The following is a 21,149-nucleotide window of genomic DNA, read 5'->3' on the forward strand; positions in this document are numbered from 1 at the left end:
TGCAGTCCCGAGTCCTGCTCCGCAGACCCGGGATATGATCCGGTCGACGGCCGGATGTTAAAGATGCTGTCTCGCCCGCTGCCTTCCACAGCGGGGAGACATATTCAAGAAAGTTACGACGCGTGCAGCAATTGAGCTATTTCGAGCTCGTCGGGTTTGGTCCCAATGGATGGGGATGGGCTCTCCTCACCGCAGCGGGAATGACGATTGCGGTCGCCATCTGCGGCTTTCTCGCGGGCTCCGTTGTCGGCACCCTGGTGGCCTGGGGCAAGATCGGCGGCAATCTGGTGATCCGCAGCCTCGCGGACGGTTACACGACTGTCCTGCGCGGCATTCCCGATCTTCTCGTGATCTACCTGTTCTATTTCGGCGGCAGCGCGGCGCTCGGCGCCATCGGCAGCCTGTTCGGAGCCGACGGGTTCGTCGGCGTGCCGGCTTTCGCCACGGGTGCCATGGCCATCGGCATCGTGTCGGGCGCCTATCAGGCCGAGGTCTTCCGCGGCGCCTATCAGGTGGTCAGCCGCGGCGAGATCGAGGCGGCGCGCTCCGTGGGCATGCACCGCTGGCTCATGTTCCGCCGCATCATCGCCCCGCAGGTGCTGCGCTACGCCATTCCGGGCCTCGGCAATACCTGGCAGCTGGTGCTGAAGGAATCGGCGCTGATCTCGGTCACCGGTCTCGTCGAACTCCTGCGCCAGTCTCACATCGCGGCCGGCTCCACCCGCCGCCCGTTTGACTTCTACCTCACGGCGGCCATCCTCTACCTGCTCATCACCTGGGTCTCGACCTACCTGTTCCAACGCGCGGAGACCCACTCGATGCGCGGCATGCGGAGGGCTTCGTGATGGATTTCGCCTTCATGCGGGATACCTTCCTGACGCTCATCGGCGGCGTGCCGCTGACCCTGAACCTGGCCTTCATGGCTGTGGGCCTCGGCGCCGTTCTCGCCATGCTTCTGGCGCTCATGCGCATGTCGGGCCTCAAGGTGCTCGACTGGCCGGCGCAGGCCTATGTCTTTGTGTTCCGCGGCACACCCCTGCTCGTGCAGATCTTCCTGATCTATTACGGCCTGGGGCAGTTCCGTCCTGCCTTGCAGGAATGGGGCCTGTGGACCTTCTTCCGCGAGCCCTACTGGTGCGCGGTCTTCGCCCTTACGCTCAACACGGCGGCTTACGCCAGCGAGATCATCCGCGGCGGGCTGCAGTCGGTTCCCTACAATCAGGTCGAGGCGGCGCGGGCCTGCGGCATGTCGGGCTTCCTGCTCTTCCGCCGCGTCATATTCCCAATCGCAGTCCGTCAGGCTCTTCCGGCCTATGGCAGCGAGATCATCCTGATGGTGAAGGCCACGTCGCTTGCTTCGATCATCACCATGATGGAAGTGACCGGATTGGCCGCCAAACTGATCTCGCAAAGCTTCCGCGCGGTTGAGGTCTTCGTGGTCGCCGGCCTGATCTACCTCGTTCTGAACTTCATCATCACACGCATCATCATGGCCATCGAATGGTGGCTCTCGCCGCATCTGCGCCGTCCTCCGGCCATCGAGCCGCGTCTGGAGGCCGCCCATGTCTAACGGAGTTGCATCCTTGTCGTCTCACCTTGCGTCGTCCGAGGCGGCCCCGGCCGTCTCCGTGCAGAATCTCCGCAAGAGCTTCGGATCGCTCGAAGTTCTCAAAGGCGTATCGTTGAGCGCCCGCGAAGGCGACGTGATTTCGATCCTCGGTGCCTCCGGCTCCGGCAAGTCGACCATGCTCCGCTGCATCAACATGCTGGAGATTCCCGATTCCGGCGAGATCCGCATCGGGGGCGAGACCATCGGGTTGAAGAAAACCCGCAAGGGCATGGAGCCGGCCGATCAGCGTCAGGTGGACCGCATCCGCTCACGCGTCGCCATGGTGTTCCAGAGCTTCAATCTCTGGTCACACATGACCGTTCTGGAGAACGTGATCGAAGCGCCGATCCATGTGCAGAAGCGCCCCAAGGCCGAATGCATTGCCGAGGCCGAGGAGTTGCTGGCGAAGGTCGGCATCGTCGACAAACGCAATCAATATCCTTCGCACCTGTCCGGCGGCCAGCAGCAGCGCGCCGCCATCGCACGGGCGCTCGCCATGCACCCGAAGGTGATGCTTTTCGACGAGCCGACCTCGGCGCTCGATCCGGAACTCGTCGGCGAGGTGCTGCGCGTCATGCGCTCGCTCGCCGAGGAGGGCCGCACCATGCTGGTGGTCACGCACGAAATGGGCTTTGCCCGCGATGTGTCGAACCGGGTCGTGTTCCTGCACAAGGGTGTGGTGGAGGAGGAAGGCGCACCGGCGGAGGTGTTCGGCGCTCCGAAATCCGAGCGCTTCAAGCAGTTCATCTCAAGCCATCGCTGAGACCATCAAACTGAAAGGGCGAAGCGGATGCCGCTTCGCCCTTTTGTTTTAGCGCCTCTCGATCCGCTGGACCGGAGGTTGCCCGGACGCGGGTGGGAATGAGCCCGAGATGCGAGGATCGACCTGAGGCCCGCGCCATTCGTCACGGTATTGCTCAGGTCTTGAGCCGCCGAAAAACAGTCCCAGCACGGCCGGAACGGCAAGGATGAGCAGCGACACGAGTCCCCAGACGAACACGATGGCGCCAAGGCCCAAGCCCCTCAGGGTCATCAGAGCCCAGGACAGCCACTCGACCGACTCGGGGTGTCCCGTGACGATGTCGGCATTGCGGGCAGCAACGCCGCCGAAGAAATCAAGGAGCCCATAGGCGCCCCAGGCGAACAGGGACCAGAACGCCACGGCAATCCAGGCAAGAACCCACAGCAGCCGTTTCATTCAGCGCTCCTCGACCCTGACCGCGATCCCGTCGATCTCTTTCGGCCCCCTCTTGGGCGTGCCCAGATGCTCGTGGATGATCCGGAGATTGCGCTCGTTGGCCTTGAAGAAGACGTCGAACACGTCGCCTGCGAACGGAACGGCGCCGATGGCGGTGTCCATCGCAACATTGCCGATCATGCGGACGATCTTCCAGCGTGGCAGGCCGAGCTGGCGTGCCTCCCAGATGATATAGCTCGAGATTGCCGCGGAGAGCGCATCGCCGACGACCGGCACGAGGCCGAGCATGGCGTCGAAGCCCACGCGCCGGTTCAGGCCCGGAACCAGAAAGGCGCTGTCCATCAATTTTGCAACCAGCGTGATGCGCGCGATCGCATCCTCCCGGCGTGGGCCGGCAGTCCTGATCGCATCGAAAACAGCACTTCGGGCAGCGTTCATTCCAGTCTCCAGAGGACCACAGGTTCGTTCGGTCCAACGGGCGAAATGTGTGTATCAGACTTACAGACTGCAAGTGTTAAAGCTCTGTTATTTCAGAACTAACACCAAATTTCCCCACACGCTGAATTCCTTGCAGGTTAAAGCTTTGCCAACCATGCACCTCAGTCGAAGCTCTCGATACCACCCACGCACACTTGCTTAGTGCCAAGCTTCCTTTAGGTAGCTTTCCCTGCGTTTAGCGCGCAACCGTCAGTTAGCTGACCAATAAACTCACAAGGGAATGCCGCTGGGAGGACCAGTTCGGCGGCATGACATTCTTGTAGGGGCTCAGAACGGGAGAACCCGATGAGCATCACCTGCCGCTTTCGCCATGCGTCCAGATTCGCTCTCGTGACCGGCGCGCTTCTCTCTGGGCTGTCGCCAGCTGCGCTCAAAGCTGGAGACGGTGACGGAGGGCTTGTTCCGCCGGCGCAATATGCCAGCCTCCCCTCACAGAACGAACTCAACGATCCCAAGACGACGGGAAGCCTGCCGAGTGCGAGAACCCTTTCCGGTTTCGCTTCTCTGGTCTCGCATGGCGCGATCACGCTGCGAGCGAGCGCCCCGACCAACTGCGTCCCCGGCAACCTGCGCGAGGTCGTCGCGTCTGTCGCGGAGAAGTTCGGTCCGGTTAGCGTCGAGTCCACGCATCGCAACCGCTCACGCAACTGGCGCGCCGGCGGCGCCCGCCACTCTCTTCACCTCTCCTGCCGGGCCATCGACTTCAGGGTCCGCACCCGCGTGCGGGGGGTCATGGCCTACCTGCGATCTCACCCGCAGGTTGGGGGCCTGAAGATGTATGGCAATGGCATCATCCACATCGACAACGGAGAGCGCCGCTCCTGGTGAGGCTTCGATCCATTTCATCTCTGCCTTGAACGACGGGGCTGCGGCTTGCACGCAGCCCCGCGGCTTTGCAAGCGCCCTCTGGTTTCGACATGAAAAATGTAAGACACTCACCCGATGTTCGAGACCTTTACCCATCGTCGGATCGAGACATCCGAAGCGGTCATCAACCTGCGGGTCGGCGGAAACGGCCCGCCTGTGCTCCTGCTGCACGGGCACCCACAGACGCATGTCATGTGGCACAGGGTGGCTCCGAAGCTTGCCGAGAGCTACACAATCGTCTGCGCCGATCTGCGCGGCTATGGCGACAGCTCCAAGCCTCCGACGAACGATGAGCATGAGCCCTACTCCAAGCGCGTCATGGCGCGCGATCAGGTGGAGGTCATGCAGGCCCTCGGCTTCGAGCGGTTCGCCGTTGTCGGCCACGATCGCGGCGGACGCTGCGCCTACCGCATGGCGCTCGATCACCCGGAGCGGATCGTGGCCCTGTCCGTTCTGGACATCATCCCGACCGCTGAGCACTTCCAGCGCACGGACATGGCCTTCGCCATGGGCTATTGGCACTGGTTCTTCCTTGCGCAGCCTCATCCGCTCCCGGAACGCCTGATCGCATCGGATCCGGATGCGATCTATCTTCGCCGCGGGCGCTCGATGTTCGATGACGAAGCGCTTGCAGAATACCGCCGCTGCTTCACCAACCCGGACACGATCCACGCCATGTGCGAGGATTACCGTGCCGGCGCGACCGTCGACATGCGTCTCGACGAAGAAGACCAGAAGGCGGGCCGGCGGATCACGTGTCCGGTGCAGGCCCTCTGGGGTCGCAAGAACGGTCTCGACCAATGGTACAACGTGCCAGCCGTATGGCGCGACTGGGCCGATCACGTAGAAGGCCGCGCTATCGATTGCGGCCATTATCTCGCCGAGGAAGCGCCAGAGGAAACGCTGGCGGCCTTGCAGCCATTCCTTGACAGAGCTTTCAGGCGTTAAAAGAGGCGGCGCTTCATCAGGTTCAGGAAGCCGCGAAAGGCGCAATCCTGACGCCGTTCGCTTCCAGTTTCGCGCGAACGGTTCGCGCCATGGCGACCGCGCTCGGCTCATCACCATGAACACAGATCGTGTCGATCTCGACCGGGATGCGTTTGCCTGAAACCGTCGTGATGGCCCTGTCCTGGACAGCACGCAGAATGCGTTCCGCGGCGAATTCGGCATCGTGCAGCACCGAACCGGGCTTCTTGCGGCTGGTGAGGGTGCCGTTGTCCTCGTAGGTACGGTCGGCGAAAATCTCGCGCACGACAGGAATGCCGATGGTGTGGGAGGCCTTCTCCATCAGAAGGCCCGGCATGCACATGTTGATGAGGCTCGCATCGACGCCCTTGATGGCGCGGGCAATCGCGAGAGCGAGGTCCTCGTCTTCATTGGCCATGTTGTTGAGCGCCCCATGCACTTTCACATACGTGACCTTGTGGCCGGCAAGCGAAGCCACGGCCTGCATGGCACCGATCTGGTAAGCGATCATCCGCTCAATCTCGGCAGGGGAATCGCCACGGATCATGCGACGGCCGAAGCCATGCAGATCGTTGAAGCCGGGATGCGCCCCGATGGCCACGCCCTTGCGCTTCGCAATCTCCGCCGTGCGGAACATGATGGAGGGATCGCCCGCATGAAAGCCGCAGGCGATGTTGGCGGAGGACACGATGTCGAGCATCGCCTCGTCGTCTCCCATCGGCCAGGGGCCGAAGCCTTCGCCCATATCGCAGTTGAGATCGATGATCATGCTCGTCACACCAGAACCGGTTTCGCCGCTTGTTCGCCCACGTGGAAGATGCGCTTGTAACGCTCGACCTCCGCTTTCGGCCCCATGGCCTTCGTCGGATTATCGGAGAGCTTCACCGTCGGCCGCTCATCGGCCGAGATGACCTTGCAGACGATGGAGATCGGGTCGAGTTTTCCCTCAGGGGCCAACCCACGGAAATCATTCGTGAGCAGCGTGCCCCAGCCATAGCCGATGCGCATGCGGCCACGGAAATGCCGGTGGATGCGTTCGATCACGTCCACGTCGAGTCCGTCGGAGAAGATCGCGAGCTTCTCGCGCGGGTTCTGCCCGCGCTGGCGCCACCATTCGATGGCCTCCTCGCCGCCCTCGATGGGGTCCTTGGAATCGACGCGAATGCCTGTCCAAGACGGTACCCAGTCAGGCGCATTCTGCAGGAAGTTCGTGGTGCCATAGGTGTCGGGCAGGATGACGAGCAGATTGCCCTCGTAATCCTCCTGCCAGTCCGACAGTACGTCGTAAGGGGACCGGGCGAGTTCCTCGTCGGATTCCGCCAGCGCCGCATAGACCATGGGAAGCTCGTGGGCATTGGTGCCCACAGCCTCCACCTCCTGGCGCAGGGCGATCAGGCAATTGGACGTTCCGAGAAAGGACGACCCGAGCCCTTCCATCATGGCCTGCACGCACCAATCCTGCCAGAGAAAGCCATGGCGGCGGCGGGTGCCGAAATCCGCGATGGAAAGGTCCGGCAGGCCTTTAAGCCGCTCGATCTTCTCCCACACCCGGGTCATGGCGCGGGCATAGAGCACCTGAAGCTCGAACTTGCCCATTCCCCTGAGGACACCCCGCGAGCGCAACTCGTTGAGAATCGCTAGCGCCGGGATCTCCCACATGGTGGTCTCGATCCAGGGTCCGTGGAAGGTCAGGACGTATTGGCCGTCCTCCTTCTCCAGCAGATATTCCGGAAAGCGGAAGGTCTCGAGCCAGTCCATGAACTCCGGCGAGAACATCTGCCGCTTGCCGTAGAAGGTGTTGCCCCGCAGCCAGGTGGATTCGCCCCGGGTCAGGCGCAGGCTGCGCACATGATCGAGCTGCTCGCGCAACTCGCCGGCATCGATGATGTCGGCCAGGCGAATGCGCGTGGTCCGGTTGTGAATGCCGAACGTCACCTGCACGTCGCGATGGCGACGAAAGATCGTCTGCGCCATCAGCAACTTGTAGAAATCCGTATCCAGAACCGACCGGACGATCGGATCGATCTTCCAGGTATGGTTGTAGACGCGGGTCGCGATGTCGACCATCGCCTGCTCCTTGCCACTCACGGGGAGCAGGACAATAGCGAAGCGTTGCCCATGATGAAAGGGTGCCCGGTGACAAGGGTGGGGGCAGCCACAGCTTAAGGGGGCAGGACATCGACCTGAATCGAGGCGTAATAGGCTGCCACATCGGCGATGTCCTCGTCGGACAACTCCTTTGCTACAATGTTCATCGACTCGTTCTTACGCTCTCCGGACTTGTAAGCGGCGAGGCTTCTGACGAGATAGCTTTCGACTTGGCCTGCGAGGTTGGGCGCTTCCGGGTTCTTCGAGAGGCCATCGAGCCCATGGCAGCCCTGACAGGTGGTAAGCTTCTGGCGCCCTGCCTTCGCATCGCCGGCCTCCGCACCAACTGGCCCGAGCATCGAGAGAAACGCTCCGAGCCCCACCAGAGCAGTAAAAAACTTCATGATGATCTCCAGGGCGAACAGGCGCACCAGAGGCGCGCCTGTCAAAGGGGTCTTATCGGCCTTCGTAAGAAATGCGGTAGACGGCACCGGCGGTGTCATCGGAGACGAGCAGAGACCCGTCAGGCAGCATGGCCACGTCCACGGGCCTGCCGAGATATTCGCCATTTTCCGTGAGCCACCCCTCCGCGAAGACCTGCGGCTTGTCCGCCGTGCCGTCCGGCTTAACCGGGGTGAACATCACACGCGCGCCGATCGGCTTAGTTCTATTCCAGGAGCCGTGCTGGGCCGTGAAGATTCCGCCCTGATAGGTCTGAGGGAACATGCGGCCCGTATAGAACATCATGCCGAGATCGGCCGCATGAGGATCCGTCTCCGCTTGCGGCCCGACAACGCCTGCCGGAACCTGATCGTCCTTGTACTCCACCGTGCGGACCGTGCCGCCGCCGTAATAAGGAAAGCCGAAGTTCTGCCCCTGGCTTGCAATCCGGTTGATCTCGCCGGGAGGCTGATCGTCGCCCATGCCGTCGACCTGGTTATCGGTGAACCACAGGGACTTGTCGGCCGGGTTGAAATCCATGCCGACGGAGTTGCGGATACCCGTTGCATAAACTTCGCGGTTCTTGCCGTCCTGATCCATGCGGATGATGCCGCCGATGCCCGTGCGCTTATAGAGATCGAGCTTCTCCTTCGCCGGCACGTTGAAAGGCTGGCCCAGGGCAACATAGAGCTTGTTATCAGGCCCGATCCGACAGACCCGCGCCGTATGGTTGAAGCTTTCCTCTGCAGGCGGAATCAGGTCTCCCTGCTTTGCAACGACGAAGGCGGCGACATCCGGTCCTTCGTAGAAGAATTCCGCAGCGGGGAACTGCAGCACCCGGTTCTGCTCCACCACATAGAGCATGCCGTCTCGGGAGAAGCAGACGCCGTTCGGGATCTTCATCGCAATCGACGGAGCGAACTGCTTGACCTCATCGGCAACGCGATCCTTGTCGCGATCCGTCACAACGTAAACGTTGTTCTTTCTCGTGCCGACGAAGACCACACTGGCATTAGGACCCACAGCCATATGGCGCGCATCAGGCACGACAGCGTAGAGCTCGATCTTGAAGCCCGCTGGAAGCTGAATTTTCTCAAGATTGCGTCGCAGCGCATCCGCGCGGCGGCCCTCCTGAGCGATGGGCCTTGGTTCTTCGGTTCCCGTACTTTGGAATGAAGTCAGCTTCTCAAGATTGCTTGAAGGCTGAGCGGCGGGCTGGGCAAGGCTGGGGGACGCAAGAGCAACAATGGAACCAGCAGCAAGCAGGATGGACTTCATCGTTTCCTCCCATAAGCGCCCCCTTGCAGTTCTTTGTTATGATCGTTGCGCGGATTGTTTCCGTCTTGGGCATTGGCCGGTCTTCAATAAGCTCAAGCTTATGACGTAGAGGTAGATGAAGTAAACACAAAGAAAAGGGGCCGCGAAGCGGCCCCGACTACTCACTGCCTTGCGAGCATGATCAACTTAAGTTGACTTTTGCCTGATCGCCTGGCTTCGGCGACTCGCCCGTCACGACGGCCTTCGCGTAGCCGTAGAGATGCACCAAGGTCGAGGATGGGCTGTCCCAGTACTCGCCCTTGGCGGGATGCACCCGGATCAGGGCGATCTGCGGATCGTCCGTGCCTTTCGGGAACCAGGCGCGCAGGGGCTCGGACCACTTCTCCTCGATCTTCGCCTTGTCGCGCACGATCTCGGCCTTGCCCGACACCGACACATAGGTCTGGGTCTTCGGGTCGCTGTAGGCGAGGTTGACCTCGTTGTCGCGGGAGATCTCCGTCATCTTGGGAGACTGGATCTGGGTGAAGAACCAGAGGTCGCCATGCTCATCAGCGTCCTGGCTGTGCATAGGCCGGCTGTGCAGGGTGCCGTCGGTGTCGACGGTGGTCATCATGGCGATCTTCACGTCCTTGATCAGTTCATAAAGCTTCGCAGCATTCGGGTCGTTATGGCCGTGCTGGTGCATTCTCGTCTCCTCGATTGATGTCGTACGCCCGGGATGCGATTGGCGAAGGCAGCCACTCGGCCGGTCGAGCCGGCTCCCGAGGGATCGGGTGAACAACGGACAAGGTGGGCTTTGGTTCGGAATACCGCCTCTTCTCGGCGGGAATGCCTTAACGAACCGCCCGGCAGCCTATAGATGTCACTAAAGCATCGGACCCAAAAGTGGACTTGCACTTTTGGGACCAATCCGATGCTTCCTCTATAATCGAGAGCATCGTTCGGAGCGGAAAACCGGGTCCACTTTTCGCTAGCGCGGCCCGCTGGGTCCGCACGATGCTTTAGAACCACGCCTTGAACGGCCCAGGAGATGACGAAGTGGCAATCACCCGTGAGCATGTGCTGCAGGCCCTATCGACTGTCCCAGTCGACGCGAACGGAACCGACCTCGCGGCATCGGGACGCCTGTCCGACGTCGTCGTGGACGATGCCGGCCGGGTCATGTTCTCAATCACCATCGATCCGTCCGAGGCTGCCAACATGGAGCGCGTGCGCCAGGCTGCGGTGACGGCCGTCCAAGGCCTGCCGGCAGTCAAAGGCGTCTTTGCCAGCCTGACGGCCGACCGGCCGGCCGGTTCGGGCACCTCGGCAACCGCCTCTGGTGCGCCCCAGCGCCCCCGCTCGGCAGCGCAGCCCAAGAACCAGCGCATTCCGGGCGTGCAACACGTGATCGCGGTGGCATCGGGCAAGGGCGGGGTCGGCAAGTCCACCACCGCCTGCAACCTCGCCCTCGGCCTGAAGGCGCTCGGGTTGAAAGTGGGCCTGCTCGATGCGGATATCTACGGCCCTTCCATGCCGAAGCTGCTTGGCATCCACGGCAAGCCCCGCCTTTTGGAGAACCGGATCCTGGAGCCCATGGAGGCCTATGGGATCAAGGTCATGTCCATCGGGTTCCTGGTGGAGGAAGAAGCCGCCATGATCTGGCGCGGCCCCATGGTGATGTCGGCCATCACCCAGATGCTGCGGGAGGTCGCCTGGGGCGATCTCGATGTACTCGTGGTGGATATGCCGCCGGGCACGGGCGATGCGCAGCTTACCATGGCCCAGGCGACACCCCTCGCCGGTGCTGTCATCGTGTCCACCCCCCAGGATCTCGCCCTCATTGATGCCCGGCGTGGGGTGTCCATGTTCAAGCGGGTGGAGATCCCGATCCTTGGCATCGTCGAGAACATGGCGACCTTCGTCTGCCCCCATTGCGGGCAGAGCTCGCATATTTTCGGTCACGGGGGAGCAAGGGACGAGGCGGCGCGTCTCGGCGTGCCGTTCCTCGGCGAGGTCCCGCTCAACATGACGATCCGTGAGCTGTCCGATGCCGGCCGGCCCGTGGTCGTCGCGGAGCCGGAAGGACCGCATGCCGGAACCTATCGAGACATCGCGCAGCAGGTCTGGACCGCCCTCTCGGGTGGCGCTGCCGCGCGCCCTGCCCCGCGGATCGTCATCGAGTGAGCGTACCCGGCATGAGCCTGCCTCCTCCGACCCTCGGCGTCATCCTGGCAGGCGGGCTCTCGCGGCGCATGGGCGGCAACGACAAGGCTCTTCTGCCTCTTGCAGGGCGGCCCTTGGTGGAGCACGCGGTTGAGCGCCTTGGCCCGCAATGCAGGAGGGTGATCCTAAACGCCAACTGCGATCCTGACCTGTTCGCTCAGATGGGGCTTCCCGTCGTCCCAGATTCCATTCTAGGCCATCCGGGGCCGCTTGCCGGAATCTTGGCCGCTCTCGAGTGGAGCGCCGCTCATCGGCCGGACATCGCCTGGGTTGTAAGCGCACCGGCCGACACGCCCTTCCTCCCGGGGGATCTGGTGCTGCGGCTGCACGAGGGTTGCGAGGAAAGCCGCAAGCCCATCGCCTGTGCCGCCTCGGGTTCACAGACCCATTTCGCCGTGGGCCTCTGGCCGATCTCATTGCGACACGATCTGCGGCATTCTCTTGTCGAAAGGGGCATGCGCAGCATCAGGGAATGGCTGAACGATCATGGGCATGCCGAAGTGTCGTGGCCGGTGGACCCAATCGATCCGTTCTTCAACATCAACACGCCCGAGGACCTGAGCCATGCAGAGAGTTTGGCCTTACAGGAGGCGAGGCAATGACCGAGCTTGATCTGTCCGGCCTGAAATGCCCCCTGCCGGTCCTGCGCACCCGCAAAGCCCTTCATGCCATGCAGCCCGGCAGCCTGCTGAGGGTCGTCTGCACGGACCCCTTGGCCGGCATTGATGTTCCGAACCTGATCCGCGAAACAGGCGACATTCTGGAGGATCAACGGCAGGAGAACGCCGCGATCAGCTTCGTGATCCGCAAGGCCGGCCCGCCGGCATGACAAAGGCCCGGCAATGCCGGGCCTTTTATCAACGTCCCGAGGATCAGGTGTCCTTGCGGAGCGAATCCTTGATCCCACCAATGGTGTTCTGGATCTTGCCCTCGGTCTTATCCATCTTGCCTTCAGTTTCCATCTTCGAGTCGCCAAGAGCCTTGCCGAGCCCTTCCTTCACCCGACCCTTGATGTTCTTCATGCTGCCTTCGCTGCGATCGCGATCCATGTCTGTCTCCCAGTGTTACCATCTGAGATATCAACGCCTATAGACACCAATAGTTCTTGCAGAATATCGATATCATCAATGTTTATCGAGCAAACTGACTTTGCCATCACGCGAAGCAAACGCAACGCGGAAGAAAGATGGGAAACTCTTGCTATTCCTTCTACTGCGCGCTCAGCGACACCGCCACGCTTTTACCTTCACACGTGCAATCATTACATAGATATGTGTTCCACGGCACATCGGCGCCGTGGAACGCTTGTCGGGGGATGGACATCGGATATTAGCGCTCTAATTCGGAACGACTCGTAAGATTACGTTATAAAGTTATAGGTTGCGTGTTCGTGTCCGCTGCTCGACCATCCAAATCGTCACTGAAATCCCTTCGTCATGCTGCGTCTCGCTCGGGAACGCGTGGGAAGGCGCCTCCACTGGATCGTTTGGCACTGCTGGCGCATCAGCTCCGGACGCCCCTGTCGACGATCAACGCTCTGGCGCAGGGGCTCATAAGACGGGCCGACCGGCTCAGCCCCATCGACGTTCAAACCAGAGCCGAGAAGATCTGGCGGGCGAGCCTGCGGCTCGATGAGCTGGTGGAGACGATCTTATCCTACACCCGCGCCAGCGCCAGCGCCAGCGCCAGCGCCAGCGCCGGCGGAATCGTGCTCAATCCCAGCGAGTTCAACCCTCTGGAACTCATCAAGCGGGTCTGTCGCGAACAGGGAGGTCAGGAACCCGACCGGCCCATTCATCTCGATATCAGGGACCTGCCCGAGGTGATCATCGGCGATCAGGTTCTGCTGGAACAGGCGCTCGTCATCGTCGTGTCGAACGCCATGAAGTATTCCCGGCCGGATCAGCAGATCGACGTGACGGCCCGTGGGGAAGACAGCATGGTCAGGATCACCGTCAAGGATCGTGGCATCGGCATCTCGGAGCGGGATCTGCCTTTCATTCTGCAGCCTTTCTTTCGCGGCCGGAATGCCAAGAAGCTGCCCGGCACTGGCCTGGGCCTAAGCCTTGCCTGGTACATCCTCAAGCTCCATGGCGGAAACCTTGAGGTGGACAGTCGCGAGAAGCGCGGCACCAAGGTGAGCCTGATCGTGCCGGAAACGAACACGACGGGACTCAGCTACTCCATCTGAAGACATTCCGACTGTTATGGACGGATGAGAATGCAGCGAAAGTCATTCACGTTGGTCAGCGTCGGCCCTGTCACAACGAGCCTGTCGAGCTGCGCGAACGCCGTGTAGGCGTCATTCCGCTCGAGATGGGCGGTGAGGTCGATGCCCTTTGCCCGGGCGCTCTCGATCAGGCTGCCATCGCACCAGGCGCCTGCATTCTCCTCCGACCCATCGATGCCATCGGTATCGCACGCAATGGCAGAGATCCCGCTCTCGCCTTTCAGGGAAAGAGCCAGGGACAGCAGGAATTCGGCGTTGCGGCCGCCACGTCCCTGGCCGCGGACCGTCACGGTGGTCTCGCCGCCCGACAGGAGGACACAAGGCGCTCGGGCAGGTTCTCCATGCATGAGCGCCGAGTGTGCAATGCCGGCCATGACGCGCCCGACCTCGCGCGCTTCTCCTTCCAGGGCATCGCCGAGAACGAGAGTGTTCAGGCCCAACTCACGCGCCTTGGCGGCTGCTGCATCGAGCGCCATCTTGGGGGTCGCCAGCATATGAACAGCACCACCCGCCACAGGCTCCGTGACAGCACTCGCTCGGATGGTCTGCACCACATGGCTCGGCACATCGATGTTGTACCGGAGCAGGATCCCAAGGGCGACCTCCGGGTCGATCCTCTCGGGGATCGTCGGGCCCGATCCGATGCTGGCAGGATCATCCCCCGGCACGTCGGAGATCAGGTAGGTGACGAGCTGCGCCCGGCCTGCGGCTGCTGCCAGCCTGCCCCCCTTGATGGCCGAGAGCGACTTGCGCACGAGATTCATCTCGCCGATGGGCGCACCGGATTTCAGCAGGGCACGGTTCAGGGCCTGCTTGTCGGCGAGCGTCACGCCCTCGGCCGGCAGGGACAGGAGCGCCGAGGCTCCACCCGACATCAGGCAGACGACAAGATCGTCCGGTCCCGCCTCCTGGGCGAGCGCAAGAATTCGTTTCGCCGCCTGCAGACCGGCCTCGTCGGGAACAGGATGGGCCGCCTCCACGATCTCGATCGATTGTGTTGGCACTGCGTGTCCGTAGCGGGTGACCACAAGCCCCTCGCAGGTTCCGCCGGTGCGGGCCCAGGCCTCCTCGAAGGCCGCCGCCATACGGGCCGACGCTTTGCCGGCCCCGAGCACGATGGTCCGCCCCTTTGGCTTCTCAGGAAGGCGGCCGTCGAATTTTCCATCGGGAAGCGCCGCCTGCAGGGCTGCTTCGAACAAGGCATGGAGGATGTCGCGATCATTGTGCATGAGGTCACTTTACGTGAGAAATCGCGCCCGTGAAGCCTGTCGAGAGCACCGATCAAAGGTCTTGGAGGCTGCCCCTCGCTTGTGCTTAAAGAACCACCGTTAGCCGTCTCACCATTCCGATGACAGCTGCTTTCAACAAGGATGCCCCTAACGATGCCGCTCTCCTGCCCCTCTATCCTGGAACTCGTGACATGAAGCCTCTCTCGCAGCTTCCGCTGGCGGCGGCACGCTCTATTCGCGTGGTGCTGACCGACATCGACGATACGGTGACCACGGAGGGACTGCTGACGGCGAAGGCCTATGGGGCGCTTGAAGAGCTGCATCGTGCAGGCTTCATCGTCATCCCGGTCACCGGTCGTCCGGCGGGCTGGTGCGATCACATCGCCCGCATGTGGCCGGTGGATGCGGTGGTGGGCGAGAACGGCGCCTTCTACTTCCGCTACGATCGCGAGCGGAAAAAGATGCAGCAGCACTTCTGGGCCAGCCCCGAGGAGCTGAGGCAGAACCGGATCAGGCTCGATGCCATCGAGAAAGAGGTATTGGGCACCGTACCGGGCTGCGCGCTTGCCAGCGACCAGGCCTACCGCTTGGCGGATCTGGCCATCGACTTCTGCGAGGACGTGCCCGCTCTGCCGGAAACGGAAGTGAACCGGATCGTGTCCATCTTCGAGAAGGCCGGCGCACAGGCGAAGGTGAGCTCGATTCACGTGAACGGCTGGTTCGGCGAGTACAACAAGCTCAGCATGGCCAAGACCCTGTTGGCCGACATGTTCGGTATGGACTGGGAGCAGGCGAAAAACGCCGTGGTCTACGCGGGCGATTCCCCCAATGACGAACCCATGTTCGAAGCATTCCCGTTCAGCGTCGGCGTGGCCAACATCCAGGCTTTCGCGCACCGGCTGACCCACAAACCCGCTTACATCACGGCGGGCCACTCGGGCGAAGGCTTTGCGGAGCTCGCCGATCTGCTGCTCAAGGCAAAAGGCTAAAAGGCTCTCCCTACCTCCAGGCAAGAAAAAGCCCGGCTGAGCCGGGCTTTTTTGTTTGCCGTCAGAGACCGGCGATGTTGATGTACTTGATCTCGAGGAAGCCCTCGATGCCGTACTTGGAGCCCTCGCGGCCCAGGCCCGACTGCTTCACGCCGCCGAATGGCGCCATTTCGTTGGCGAGCGCAGGCGTGTTCACCCCGACCATGCCGCTCTCCAGGGCCTCCGCCACGCGCCACACGCGAGCCATGTCCTTGGCATAGAAGTACGAGGCCAAGCCGAACTCCGTGGCATTGGCCATTCCGATCACCTCGGCCTCGTCGGCAAACGTGATGATCGGCGCCAGGGGCGCAAACGTCTCTTCTTTCGTCACCTTCATCGCCTGCGTGACACCCGTCATCACGGTCGGCTCGAAGAACGTGCTGCCCATATCCGAGCGCTTGCCGCCCACCAGCACCTGACCGCCCTTGGCGAGAGCGTCGGCCACATGCTCCTCCATCTTGGTTACGGCGCGCTCGTCGATCAGCGGCCCCATGGCCACGCCGGCCTCCGTGCCCCGACCGAGCTTGAGGCTCTTGGCCTTCGCGGCGAGTTTTGCGGCAAAGGCTTCGGCGACGCTCTCCTGCACGTAGATCCGGTTGGCGCACACGCAGGTCTGGCCTGCATTGCGGAACTTGGACGCCATGGCGCCCTCCACGGCCGCGTCCAGGTCCGCATCGTCGAACACGATGAATGGCGCATTGCCGCCGAGTTCCAGCGACAGGCGCTTGATGCTGTCACCCGCCTCTTTCATCAGCCAACGGCCCACATTGGTGGAGCCGGTGAAGGTGATCTTGGCCACCTTCGGGTTGTGGCAGAACTCCTCGCCGATGGGCTTGGCGTCCGTGGTGGTGACCACCGAGAAGGCGCCCTTCGGTACCCCGGCCCGCTCGGCCAGCACGGCGAGCGCCAGCGCCGAGAGCGGGGTCTGCGCTGCAGGCTTGAGCACCATGGTGCAGCCGGCGGCCAGCGCCGGTCCCACCTTGCGGGTGATCATGCCATTGGGAAAGTTCCACGGGGTGATGGCCGCACATACCCCCACCGGCTGCTTGAGCACGAGGATGCGCTGGCTCGGGCTGGCGCCGGGAATGACGTCGCCGTCGATGCGCTTGGCTTCCTCGGCAAACCATTCGATGTAGGCCGCGTTCGAGATCACCTCTCCCTTGGCCTCAGCCAGAGGCTTGCCCTGTTCGGTGGTGAGGATGAGAGCCAGATCGTCGGCATTCTCGATGATGAGGTCGTACCAGCGGCGCAGAATGGCGCTGCGCTCCTTGGCCGTGCGCTTGGCCCATTCCTTCTGCACCGTATGCGCGGTGTCGATGGCCTTGCGGGCAGCCTCCACGCCGAGATCGGGGACATTGACGATCAGCGCTCCGTCGAAGGGATCGGTGACCGGGAAGGTGCGCCCATCCGGGGCTGCTACCCACTCGCCGGCCACATAGGCCCGGTCCACCAGAAGCGACGGGTCCCGCAATTCCAAGGCACCACGGTCCACAGGTTTCGCATGCGCAGTCATGGCAGAGCTCCAGCTGATAAAGAACGACGGAAATGTTGAAAGTCATATAAGGGCCGCCCCTTGACTTGGGAACTGCGGGCAATGCGGAGCCGGGTTGCCGCGAGAACAGTCACGTTTCCGGGATCATCCTGATCGCAGCGTGGAACATAGATAAAAGATCAAAAGCTTCTGCGACTTAAGGATGAACGCCCTTCTCATTGATCGCGACCGAAGTGTCTGTACCTTTCTGACCATCGCCCGCAGGCCTTATGCTGCGGCTCCAGCAAGGGCAGAACCAATCTGCCTTGGGAATAAAGGGAAGGAAATCGATGCGTATCCTCAACAAGCTTCTGTTTGCCCTCAGCTGCACCGCCCTGGCCTCCTCGGCCTATGCGCAGCAGGCTTCCGACGGCGTGGTCAAGATCGGCATCCTGAACGACCAGTCCGGCGTCTATGCCGATTTCGGGGGCAAGTCCTCCGTCGAAGCTGCCCGCATGGCGGTGCAGGATTACGGCGGCAAGGTTCTCGGCGTTCCGGTGGAGATCGTGAGCGCGGACCACCAGAACAAGCCTGACGTGGCCGCCAGCATCGCCCGTCAGTGGTACGACACCGAAAAGGTCGATGCCATCATGGAGCTGACCACCTCCTCGGTCGCCTTGGCCGTTCAGGGCCTGTCCAAGGACAAGAAGAAGATTACCATGACGACCGGTGCGGCCACGACCGACCTCACCGGCAAGCAGTGCTCTCCTTACGGCTTCCATTGGGCCTATGACACCCACGCCCTTGCAGTCGGCACCGGCGGCGCGCTGGTGGAGAACGGCGGCAACAAGTGGTTCTTCCTCACCGCCGACTACGCCTTCGGCTACTCCCTCGAAGACCAGACCTCGAAGTTCGTGAAGTCGAAGGGCGGCCAAGTGGTCGGCGCCGTGCGCCATCCGCTGGCGGCGACCGATTATTCGTCCTTCCTGCTCCAGGCGCAGAGCTCCGGCGCGAACGTGATCGGCATGGCCAATGCGGGCCTCGATACCGCCAATGCCATCAAGCAGGCGGCCGAGTTCGGCATCACCCAGGGCGGCACGCGTCTCGCGGCGCTTCTCTTCACGCTGGCCGAGGTGAAGGGCTTAGGACTCAAGGCCGCCCAAGGCCTGACCCTCACGGAGGGCTGGTACTGGGATCAGAGCGACGAGAACCGCGCCTTCGCCAAGAAGTTCATGGACAAGACCGGCCGCATGCCGAACATGATCCACATGGGCACCTACTCGTCCGTGCTGCAGTACCTCAAGGCAGTCGAGAAGGCTGGCACGGATGCGACCGAGCCGGTTGCCAAGCTCCTGCACGAGATGCCCGTTCAGGACATCTTCGCCAAGAACGGCAAGGTGCTGCCGAACGGCCGCATGGTCTACGACATGTACCTCTTCCAGGTGAAGAAGCCGGAAGAGAGCAAGAGCGACTGGGACATGTACAAGCAGCTCGCCAAAATCCCTGGCGACAGCGCCTACATGAAGGTTGCCGACAGCGGCTGCCAGGTCACGCAGTAAGCGCCTTGAACGAGGCAGGGCAGCATGCAACGCTGCCCTGCCTCTATTGCTGTCTGGCGATAGCTGGCGGCATCGCGCATGATGTCTGAACCAACCATCGCCTTATCCAGAGAGTAGCGGCCGAACCCTATGGTCAGTACGCAACCTATCCTCAGCGCCACCGGACTCACGATGGAGTTCCGTGGCTTCCTCGCCGTGAAGGACGTGACCCTGTCCGTCAACGAGGGCACGATCCATGCCCTGATCGGCCCCAACGGCGCGGGCAAGACGACGGTTTTCAACCTTCTCACCAAGTTTCTCACGCCCACCCGCGGGCAGATCACGTTCAAAGGCGAGGACATCACCCGGCTGAAGGCGGCCGAGGTCGCCCGCCTGGGTCTTGTGCGCTCCTTCCAGATTTCGGCGGTGTTTCCCCATCTGACCGTGCTCGACAACGTGCGCGTTGCGCTGCAGCGCCCGTCCGGCCTCGCGACTCAGTTCTGGCGCTCGTCCAACGCCCTTTCGACCCTCGATGAGCGGGCGATGGAGTTGATCGATGCGGTGAACCTCTCATCCTACAGAGACCTGACAGCCTCCGAATTGTCCTACGGCCGCAAGCGTGCGCTCGAAATCGCGACCACGCTGGCGCTCGACCCGGCCATGCTGCTGCTCGACGAGCCGATGGCCGGCATGGGCCATGAGGATATCGGCCGTATTTCCGACCTGATCCGGCGGATTGCCAAGAACCGCACCGTGCTCATGGTCGAGCACAACCTGAACGTCGTCGCCGATCTCTGCGACCGCGTCACCGTTCTGGCCCGCGGCGAGATCCTCTCCGACGGGTCCTACGATACCGTCAGCCAGGATCCGCGCGTGCGCGAAGCCTATATGGGAACCGAGCATGAGTAGCGCTCCTCTCCTCGAAGTCCGCGGGCTTAATGCCTGGTACGGCGAAAGCCATGTCCTGCACGGGGTCGACCTCGACATCCGCGAGGGCGAAACCGTCACGCTGCTCGGCCGCAACGGCGCCGGCAAGACCACGACCCTGCGCGCAATCATGGGCATCCTGCGTCGCCGCGAGGGTATCATCCGGCTGCGCGGCAAGGATCTCCTCAGCCTGCCGCTGCACAAGGTGGCGCAGGCCGGCATCGGCTATGTGCCGGAGGAACGCGGCATCTTCGCGAGCCTCAGCGTTTCCGAGAACCTGGTTCTTCCCCCGACCGTGTCGGACGGCGGCATGAGCGTGGAGGAGATCTACACCCTCTTCCCTAATCTCCATGAACGGCGCTCGAGCCAGGGCACGAAGCTGTCCGGCGGCGAGCAGCAGATGCTTGCCATCGCCCGGATCCTGCGCACGGGCGCGAAGATCATTCTTCTCGACGAGCCCACAGAGGGCTTGGCGCCTGTGATCGTCCAGCGCATCGGCGACGTGCTCATGGCACTCAAGAAACGCGGCATGACCATCCTACTGGTCGAGCAGAATTTCCGCTTCGCCAAGAAGGTGGCTGACCGCTTCTACCTCATGGAGGATGGGCGTATGGTGAACTCGTTCCCAGGGCACGAACTCGATGCGCGCATGGACGAGCTTCACGAAGTTCTTGGGGTGTAGAGCATCATGAGCACAATCTTCGGTATTCCCACCCCGGCGCTTTACGGCCAGATCCTCATCGGCTTGATCAACGGCTCCTTCTATGCCCTGCTAAGCCTCGGCCTGGCGGTCATCTTCGGCCTGCTTCGGGTCATCAACTTCGCCCATGGCGCGCAGTACATGCTGGGTGCCTTTGTGGCCTACCTGCTCCTGAACTATCTCGGCATCAACTACTGGCTCGCCCTCATCGTGGCGCCTCTCGTCGTCGGGGCGGTCGCCGTCGTCATCGAGCGCACCATGCTGAGCCGGCTCTACGGTGTTGACCATCTGTATGGCCTTCTCCTGACCTTCGGCCTCGCGCTCATTCTCGAAGGCGCGTTCCGTCACTGGTTCGGGGCAGCCGGACAACCCTATGCCGCGCCCTCGCAACTGTCAGGGGGTGTCAACCTGGGCTTCATGTTCTTGCCGATCTACCGCGGCTGGGTGGTGGTCGCCTCCCTTGTCATCTGTATCGGCACGTGGCTTCTCATCGAGAAGACCCAGCTTGGCGCCTATCTCCGTGCGGCAACCGAGAATGCCACACTCGTTCAGGCTTTTGGCGTGAACGTGCCGCTGCTTCTGACGCTCACCTACGGCCTGGGAGCCGCGCTTGCCGCTTTTGCCGGCGTGCTGGCCGCGCCGATCTACCAGGTCAGCCCACTCATGGGCACAAACCTCATCATCGTCGTGTTTGCCGTGGTGGTGGTCGGCGGCATGGGCTCGATCCTGGGCGCCATCATAACGGGCTATGTGCTCGGCATTCTGGAAGGCCTGACCAAGGTGTTCTACCCGGAAGCCTCAAGCATCGTTATCTTCGTAATCATGGCCATCGTTCTGCTCGTCAGGCCGGCGGGTCTCTTCGGGCGGGAGGAGTAA

The 21,149-nt window shown here is 62.3% G+C and carries 24 protein-coding genes; 14 read left to right on the top strand and 10 right to left on the bottom strand.

Annotated elements, in window-relative coordinates:
- Positions 1-122: 122 nt before the first annotated feature.
- Genes JKL45_RS18955 through JKL45_RS18965 form a run of 3 tightly spaced genes read left to right on the top strand, consistent with a single transcriptional unit; the run spans position 123 to position 2,372 of the window.
- Positions 123-845: an ABC transporter permease gene (locus JKL45_RS18955; RefSeq protein WP_201863148.1), complete on the top strand. Its 723-nt coding sequence runs from the start codon at positions 123-125 to the stop codon at positions 843-845.
- A complete protein-coding gene (locus JKL45_RS18960; RefSeq protein WP_201863196.1) occupies positions 845-1,570 on the top strand; it encodes an ABC transporter permease in 726 nt (241 codons plus the stop codon). The genes JKL45_RS18955 and JKL45_RS18960 overlap by 1 nt, the downstream gene beginning before the upstream one ends.
- Positions 1,563-2,372 carry an ABC transporter ATP-binding protein gene (locus JKL45_RS18965; protein ID WP_201863149.1) on the top strand — a complete coding sequence of 270 codons (810 nt, stop codon included), beginning with the start codon at positions 1,563-1,565 and terminating at the stop codon, positions 2,370-2,372. Before JKL45_RS18960 ends, JKL45_RS18965 begins: the two co-directional genes overlap by 8 nt.
- A 48-nt stretch (positions 2,373-2,420) precedes the next feature.
- Here the strand turns inward: JKL45_RS18965 and JKL45_RS18970 are convergent, their stop codons facing one another.
- Together JKL45_RS18970 and JKL45_RS18975 are read right to left on the bottom strand one after the other, a co-directional pair.
- Positions 2,421-2,807 (bottom strand): hypothetical protein, encoded by a 387-nt coding sequence (locus tag JKL45_RS18970; RefSeq protein WP_201863150.1) that lies wholly within the window; start codon positions 2,805-2,807, stop codon positions 2,421-2,423.
- Positions 2,808-3,245, bottom strand: a complete 438-nt coding sequence (locus JKL45_RS18975) for a DUF4112 domain-containing protein (RefSeq protein WP_201863151.1) — start codon at positions 3,243-3,245, stop codon at positions 2,808-2,810. It lies immediately after the preceding gene.
- 345 nt (positions 3,246-3,590) lie between these two features.
- Here JKL45_RS18975 and JKL45_RS18980 point away from each other — a divergent pair, with 345 nt between their 5' ends.
- Together JKL45_RS18980 and JKL45_RS18985 are read left to right on the top strand one after the other, a co-directional pair.
- On the top strand, positions 3,591-4,133 hold the full coding sequence (locus JKL45_RS18980) for a D-Ala-D-Ala carboxypeptidase family metallohydrolase (protein ID WP_201863152.1): 543 nt from the start codon (positions 3,591-3,593) through the stop codon (positions 4,131-4,133).
- A gap of 114 nt (positions 4,134-4,247) precedes the next feature.
- Positions 4,248-5,120 carry an alpha/beta fold hydrolase gene (locus JKL45_RS18985; protein WP_201863153.1) on the top strand — a complete coding sequence of 291 codons (873 nt, stop codon included), beginning with the start codon at positions 4,248-4,250 and terminating at the stop codon, positions 5,118-5,120.
- Positions 5,121-5,142: 22 nt separating this feature from the next.
- Here JKL45_RS18985 and JKL45_RS18990 read toward each other — a convergent pair whose 3' ends face one another.
- From JKL45_RS18990 to JKL45_RS19010, 5 genes are all read right to left on the bottom strand, one after another.
- On the bottom strand, positions 5,143-5,907 hold the full coding sequence (locus JKL45_RS18990) for a LamB/YcsF family protein (RefSeq protein WP_201863154.1): 765 nt from the start codon (positions 5,905-5,907) through the stop codon (positions 5,143-5,145).
- Positions 5,908-5,912: 5 nt separating this feature from the next.
- Entirely contained in the window at positions 5,913-7,205 is a 1,293-nt protein-coding gene (pncB, locus tag JKL45_RS18995) for a nicotinate phosphoribosyltransferase (protein WP_201863155.1), read from the bottom strand.
- Between the two features lie 95 nt (positions 7,206-7,300).
- Positions 7,301-7,585, bottom strand: a complete 285-nt coding sequence (locus JKL45_RS19000; protein WP_376771051.1) for a c-type cytochrome — start codon at positions 7,583-7,585, stop codon at positions 7,301-7,303.
- 97 nt (positions 7,586-7,682) lie between these two features.
- Positions 7,683-8,945, bottom strand: coding sequence for a PQQ-dependent sugar dehydrogenase (locus tag JKL45_RS19005; RefSeq protein WP_201863157.1), 1,263 nt, complete (start codon positions 8,943-8,945; stop codon positions 7,683-7,685).
- Positions 8,946-9,126: 181 nt separating this feature from the next.
- Complete coding sequence (locus JKL45_RS19010) at positions 9,127-9,630, bottom strand: pyridoxamine 5'-phosphate oxidase family protein (RefSeq protein ID WP_201863158.1); 504 nt, start codon at positions 9,628-9,630, stop codon at positions 9,127-9,129.
- A 353-nt stretch (positions 9,631-9,983) separates the two neighbouring features.
- On the opposite strand from JKL45_RS19010, the gene JKL45_RS19015 reads away from it, so the two are divergent.
- The 3 genes from JKL45_RS19015 to JKL45_RS19025 are packed head-to-tail and all read left to right on the top strand — an operon-like array spanning position 9,984 to position 11,979.
- Positions 9,984-11,111: an Mrp/NBP35 family ATP-binding protein gene (locus JKL45_RS19015; RefSeq protein WP_201863159.1), complete on the top strand. Its 1,128-nt coding sequence runs from the start codon at positions 9,984-9,986 to the stop codon at positions 11,109-11,111.
- An 11-nt stretch (positions 11,112-11,122) separates the two neighbouring features.
- Positions 11,123-11,752, top strand: a complete 630-nt coding sequence (gene mobA, locus JKL45_RS19020; RefSeq protein ID WP_201863160.1) for a molybdenum cofactor guanylyltransferase MobA — start codon at positions 11,123-11,125, stop codon at positions 11,750-11,752.
- A complete protein-coding gene (locus JKL45_RS19025) occupies positions 11,749-11,979 on the top strand; it encodes a sulfurtransferase TusA family protein (RefSeq protein WP_201863161.1) in 231 nt (76 codons plus the stop codon). The genes mobA and JKL45_RS19025 overlap by 4 nt, the downstream gene beginning before the upstream one ends.
- 43 nt (positions 11,980-12,022) lie before the next feature.
- On the opposite strand, the gene JKL45_RS19030 is transcribed toward JKL45_RS19025, so the two are convergent.
- A complete protein-coding gene (locus JKL45_RS19030; protein WP_201863162.1) occupies positions 12,023-12,199 on the bottom strand; it encodes a CsbD family protein in 177 nt (58 codons plus the stop codon).
- Positions 12,200-12,636: 437 nt separating this feature from the next.
- Between JKL45_RS19030 and JKL45_RS19035 the strand changes: the two genes are divergently transcribed.
- Positions 12,637-13,341: a sensor histidine kinase gene (locus JKL45_RS19035; protein WP_201863163.1), complete on the top strand. Its 705-nt coding sequence runs from the start codon at positions 12,637-12,639 to the stop codon at positions 13,339-13,341.
- Between the two features lie 14 nt (positions 13,342-13,355).
- On the opposite strand, the gene JKL45_RS19040 is transcribed toward JKL45_RS19035, so the two are convergent.
- A complete protein-coding gene (locus tag JKL45_RS19040; RefSeq protein WP_201863164.1) occupies positions 13,356-14,609 on the bottom strand; it encodes a glycerate kinase type-2 family protein in 1,254 nt (417 codons plus the stop codon).
- Between the two features lie 191 nt (positions 14,610-14,800).
- Between JKL45_RS19040 and JKL45_RS19045 the strand changes: the two genes are divergently transcribed.
- Complete coding sequence (locus JKL45_RS19045) at positions 14,801-15,598, top strand: HAD-IIB family hydrolase (protein ID WP_201863165.1); 798 nt, start codon at positions 14,801-14,803, stop codon at positions 15,596-15,598.
- A 61-nt stretch (positions 15,599-15,659) separates the two neighbouring features.
- Here the strand turns inward: JKL45_RS19045 and JKL45_RS19050 are convergent, their stop codons facing one another.
- Positions 15,660-17,150, bottom strand: coding sequence for an NAD-dependent succinate-semialdehyde dehydrogenase (locus tag JKL45_RS19050; protein ID WP_201863166.1), 1,491 nt, complete (start codon positions 17,148-17,150; stop codon positions 15,660-15,662).
- Between the two features lie 308 nt (positions 17,151-17,458).
- On the opposite strand from JKL45_RS19050, the gene JKL45_RS19055 reads away from it, so the two are divergent.
- From JKL45_RS19055 to JKL45_RS19070, 4 genes are all read left to right on the top strand, one after another.
- On the top strand, positions 17,459-18,667 hold the full coding sequence (locus JKL45_RS19055) for an ABC transporter substrate-binding protein (protein ID WP_246498683.1): 1,209 nt from the start codon (positions 17,459-17,461) through the stop codon (positions 18,665-18,667).
- A 129-nt stretch (positions 18,668-18,796) separates the two neighbouring features.
- Entirely contained in the window at positions 18,797-19,555 is a 759-nt protein-coding gene (locus JKL45_RS19060) for an ABC transporter ATP-binding protein (protein ID WP_201863167.1), read from the top strand.
- Entirely contained in the window at positions 19,548-20,255 is a 708-nt protein-coding gene (locus JKL45_RS19065) for an ABC transporter ATP-binding protein (protein WP_201863168.1), read from the top strand. The genes JKL45_RS19060 and JKL45_RS19065 overlap by 8 nt, the downstream gene beginning before the upstream one ends.
- Positions 20,256-20,261: 6 nt before the next feature.
- Positions 20,262-21,149 (top strand): branched-chain amino acid ABC transporter permease, encoded by an 888-nt coding sequence (locus tag JKL45_RS19070; RefSeq protein WP_201863169.1) that lies wholly within the window; start codon positions 20,262-20,264, stop codon positions 21,147-21,149.

Source organism: Microvirga soli, assembly GCF_016734765.1.
Classification (GTDB): Bacteria; Pseudomonadota; Alphaproteobacteria; order Rhizobiales; family Beijerinckiaceae; genus Microvirga; species Microvirga soli.

Coding starts and splice junctions, on each gene's coding strand:
- JKL45_RS18960 (WP_201863196.1), top strand. CDS start 845: ATGGATTTCGCCTTCATGCGGGATACCTTCCTGACGCTCATCGGCGGC.
- JKL45_RS18965 (WP_201863149.1), top strand. CDS start 1,563: ATGTCTAACGGAGTTGCATCCTTGTCGTCTCACCTTGCGTCGTCCGAG.
- JKL45_RS18970 (WP_201863150.1), bottom strand. CDS start 2,807: ATGAAACGGCTGCTGTGGGTTCTTGCCTGGATTGCCGTGGCGTTCTGG.
- JKL45_RS18975 (WP_201863151.1), bottom strand. CDS start 3,245: ATGAACGCTGCCCGAAGTGCTGTTTTCGATGCGATCAGGACTGCCGGC.
- JKL45_RS18980 (WP_201863152.1), top strand. CDS start 3,591: ATGAGCATCACCTGCCGCTTTCGCCATGCGTCCAGATTCGCTCTCGTG.
- JKL45_RS18985 (WP_201863153.1), top strand. CDS start 4,248: ATGTTCGAGACCTTTACCCATCGTCGGATCGAGACATCCGAAGCGGTC.
- JKL45_RS18990 (WP_201863154.1), bottom strand. CDS start 5,907: ATGATCATCGATCTCAACTGCGATATGGGCGAAGGCTTCGGCCCCTGG.
- pncB (WP_201863155.1), bottom strand. CDS start 7,205: ATGGTCGACATCGCGACCCGCGTCTACAACCATACCTGGAAGATCGAT.
- JKL45_RS19000 (WP_376771051.1), bottom strand. CDS start 7,585: ATGCTCGGGCCAGTTGGTGCGGAGGCCGGCGATGCGAAGGCAGGGCGC.
- JKL45_RS19005 (WP_201863157.1), bottom strand. CDS start 8,945: ATGAAGTCCATCCTGCTTGCTGCTGGTTCCATTGTTGCTCTTGCGTCC.
- JKL45_RS19010 (WP_201863158.1), bottom strand. CDS start 9,630: ATGCACCAGCACGGCCATAACGACCCGAATGCTGCGAAGCTTTATGAA.
- mobA (WP_201863160.1), top strand. CDS start 11,123: ATGAGCCTGCCTCCTCCGACCCTCGGCGTCATCCTGGCAGGCGGGCTC.
- JKL45_RS19025 (WP_201863161.1), top strand. CDS start 11,749: ATGACCGAGCTTGATCTGTCCGGCCTGAAATGCCCCCTGCCGGTCCTG.
- JKL45_RS19030 (WP_201863162.1), bottom strand. CDS start 12,199: ATGGATCGCGATCGCAGCGAAGGCAGCATGAAGAACATCAAGGGTCGG.
- JKL45_RS19040 (WP_201863164.1), bottom strand. CDS start 14,609: ATGCACAATGATCGCGACATCCTCCATGCCTTGTTCGAAGCAGCCCTG.
- JKL45_RS19045 (WP_201863165.1), top strand. CDS start 14,801: ATGAAGCCTCTCTCGCAGCTTCCGCTGGCGGCGGCACGCTCTATTCGC.
- JKL45_RS19050 (WP_201863166.1), bottom strand. CDS start 17,150: ATGACTGCGCATGCGAAACCTGTGGACCGTGGTGCCTTGGAATTGCGG.
- JKL45_RS19055 (WP_246498683.1), top strand. CDS start 17,459: ATGCGTATCCTCAACAAGCTTCTGTTTGCCCTCAGCTGCACCGCCCTG.
- JKL45_RS19060 (WP_201863167.1), top strand. CDS start 18,797: ATGGTCAGTACGCAACCTATCCTCAGCGCCACCGGACTCACGATGGAG.
- JKL45_RS19065 (WP_201863168.1), top strand. CDS start 19,548: ATGAGTAGCGCTCCTCTCCTCGAAGTCCGCGGGCTTAATGCCTGGTAC.
- JKL45_RS19070 (WP_201863169.1), top strand. CDS start 20,262: ATGAGCACAATCTTCGGTATTCCCACCCCGGCGCTTTACGGCCAGATC.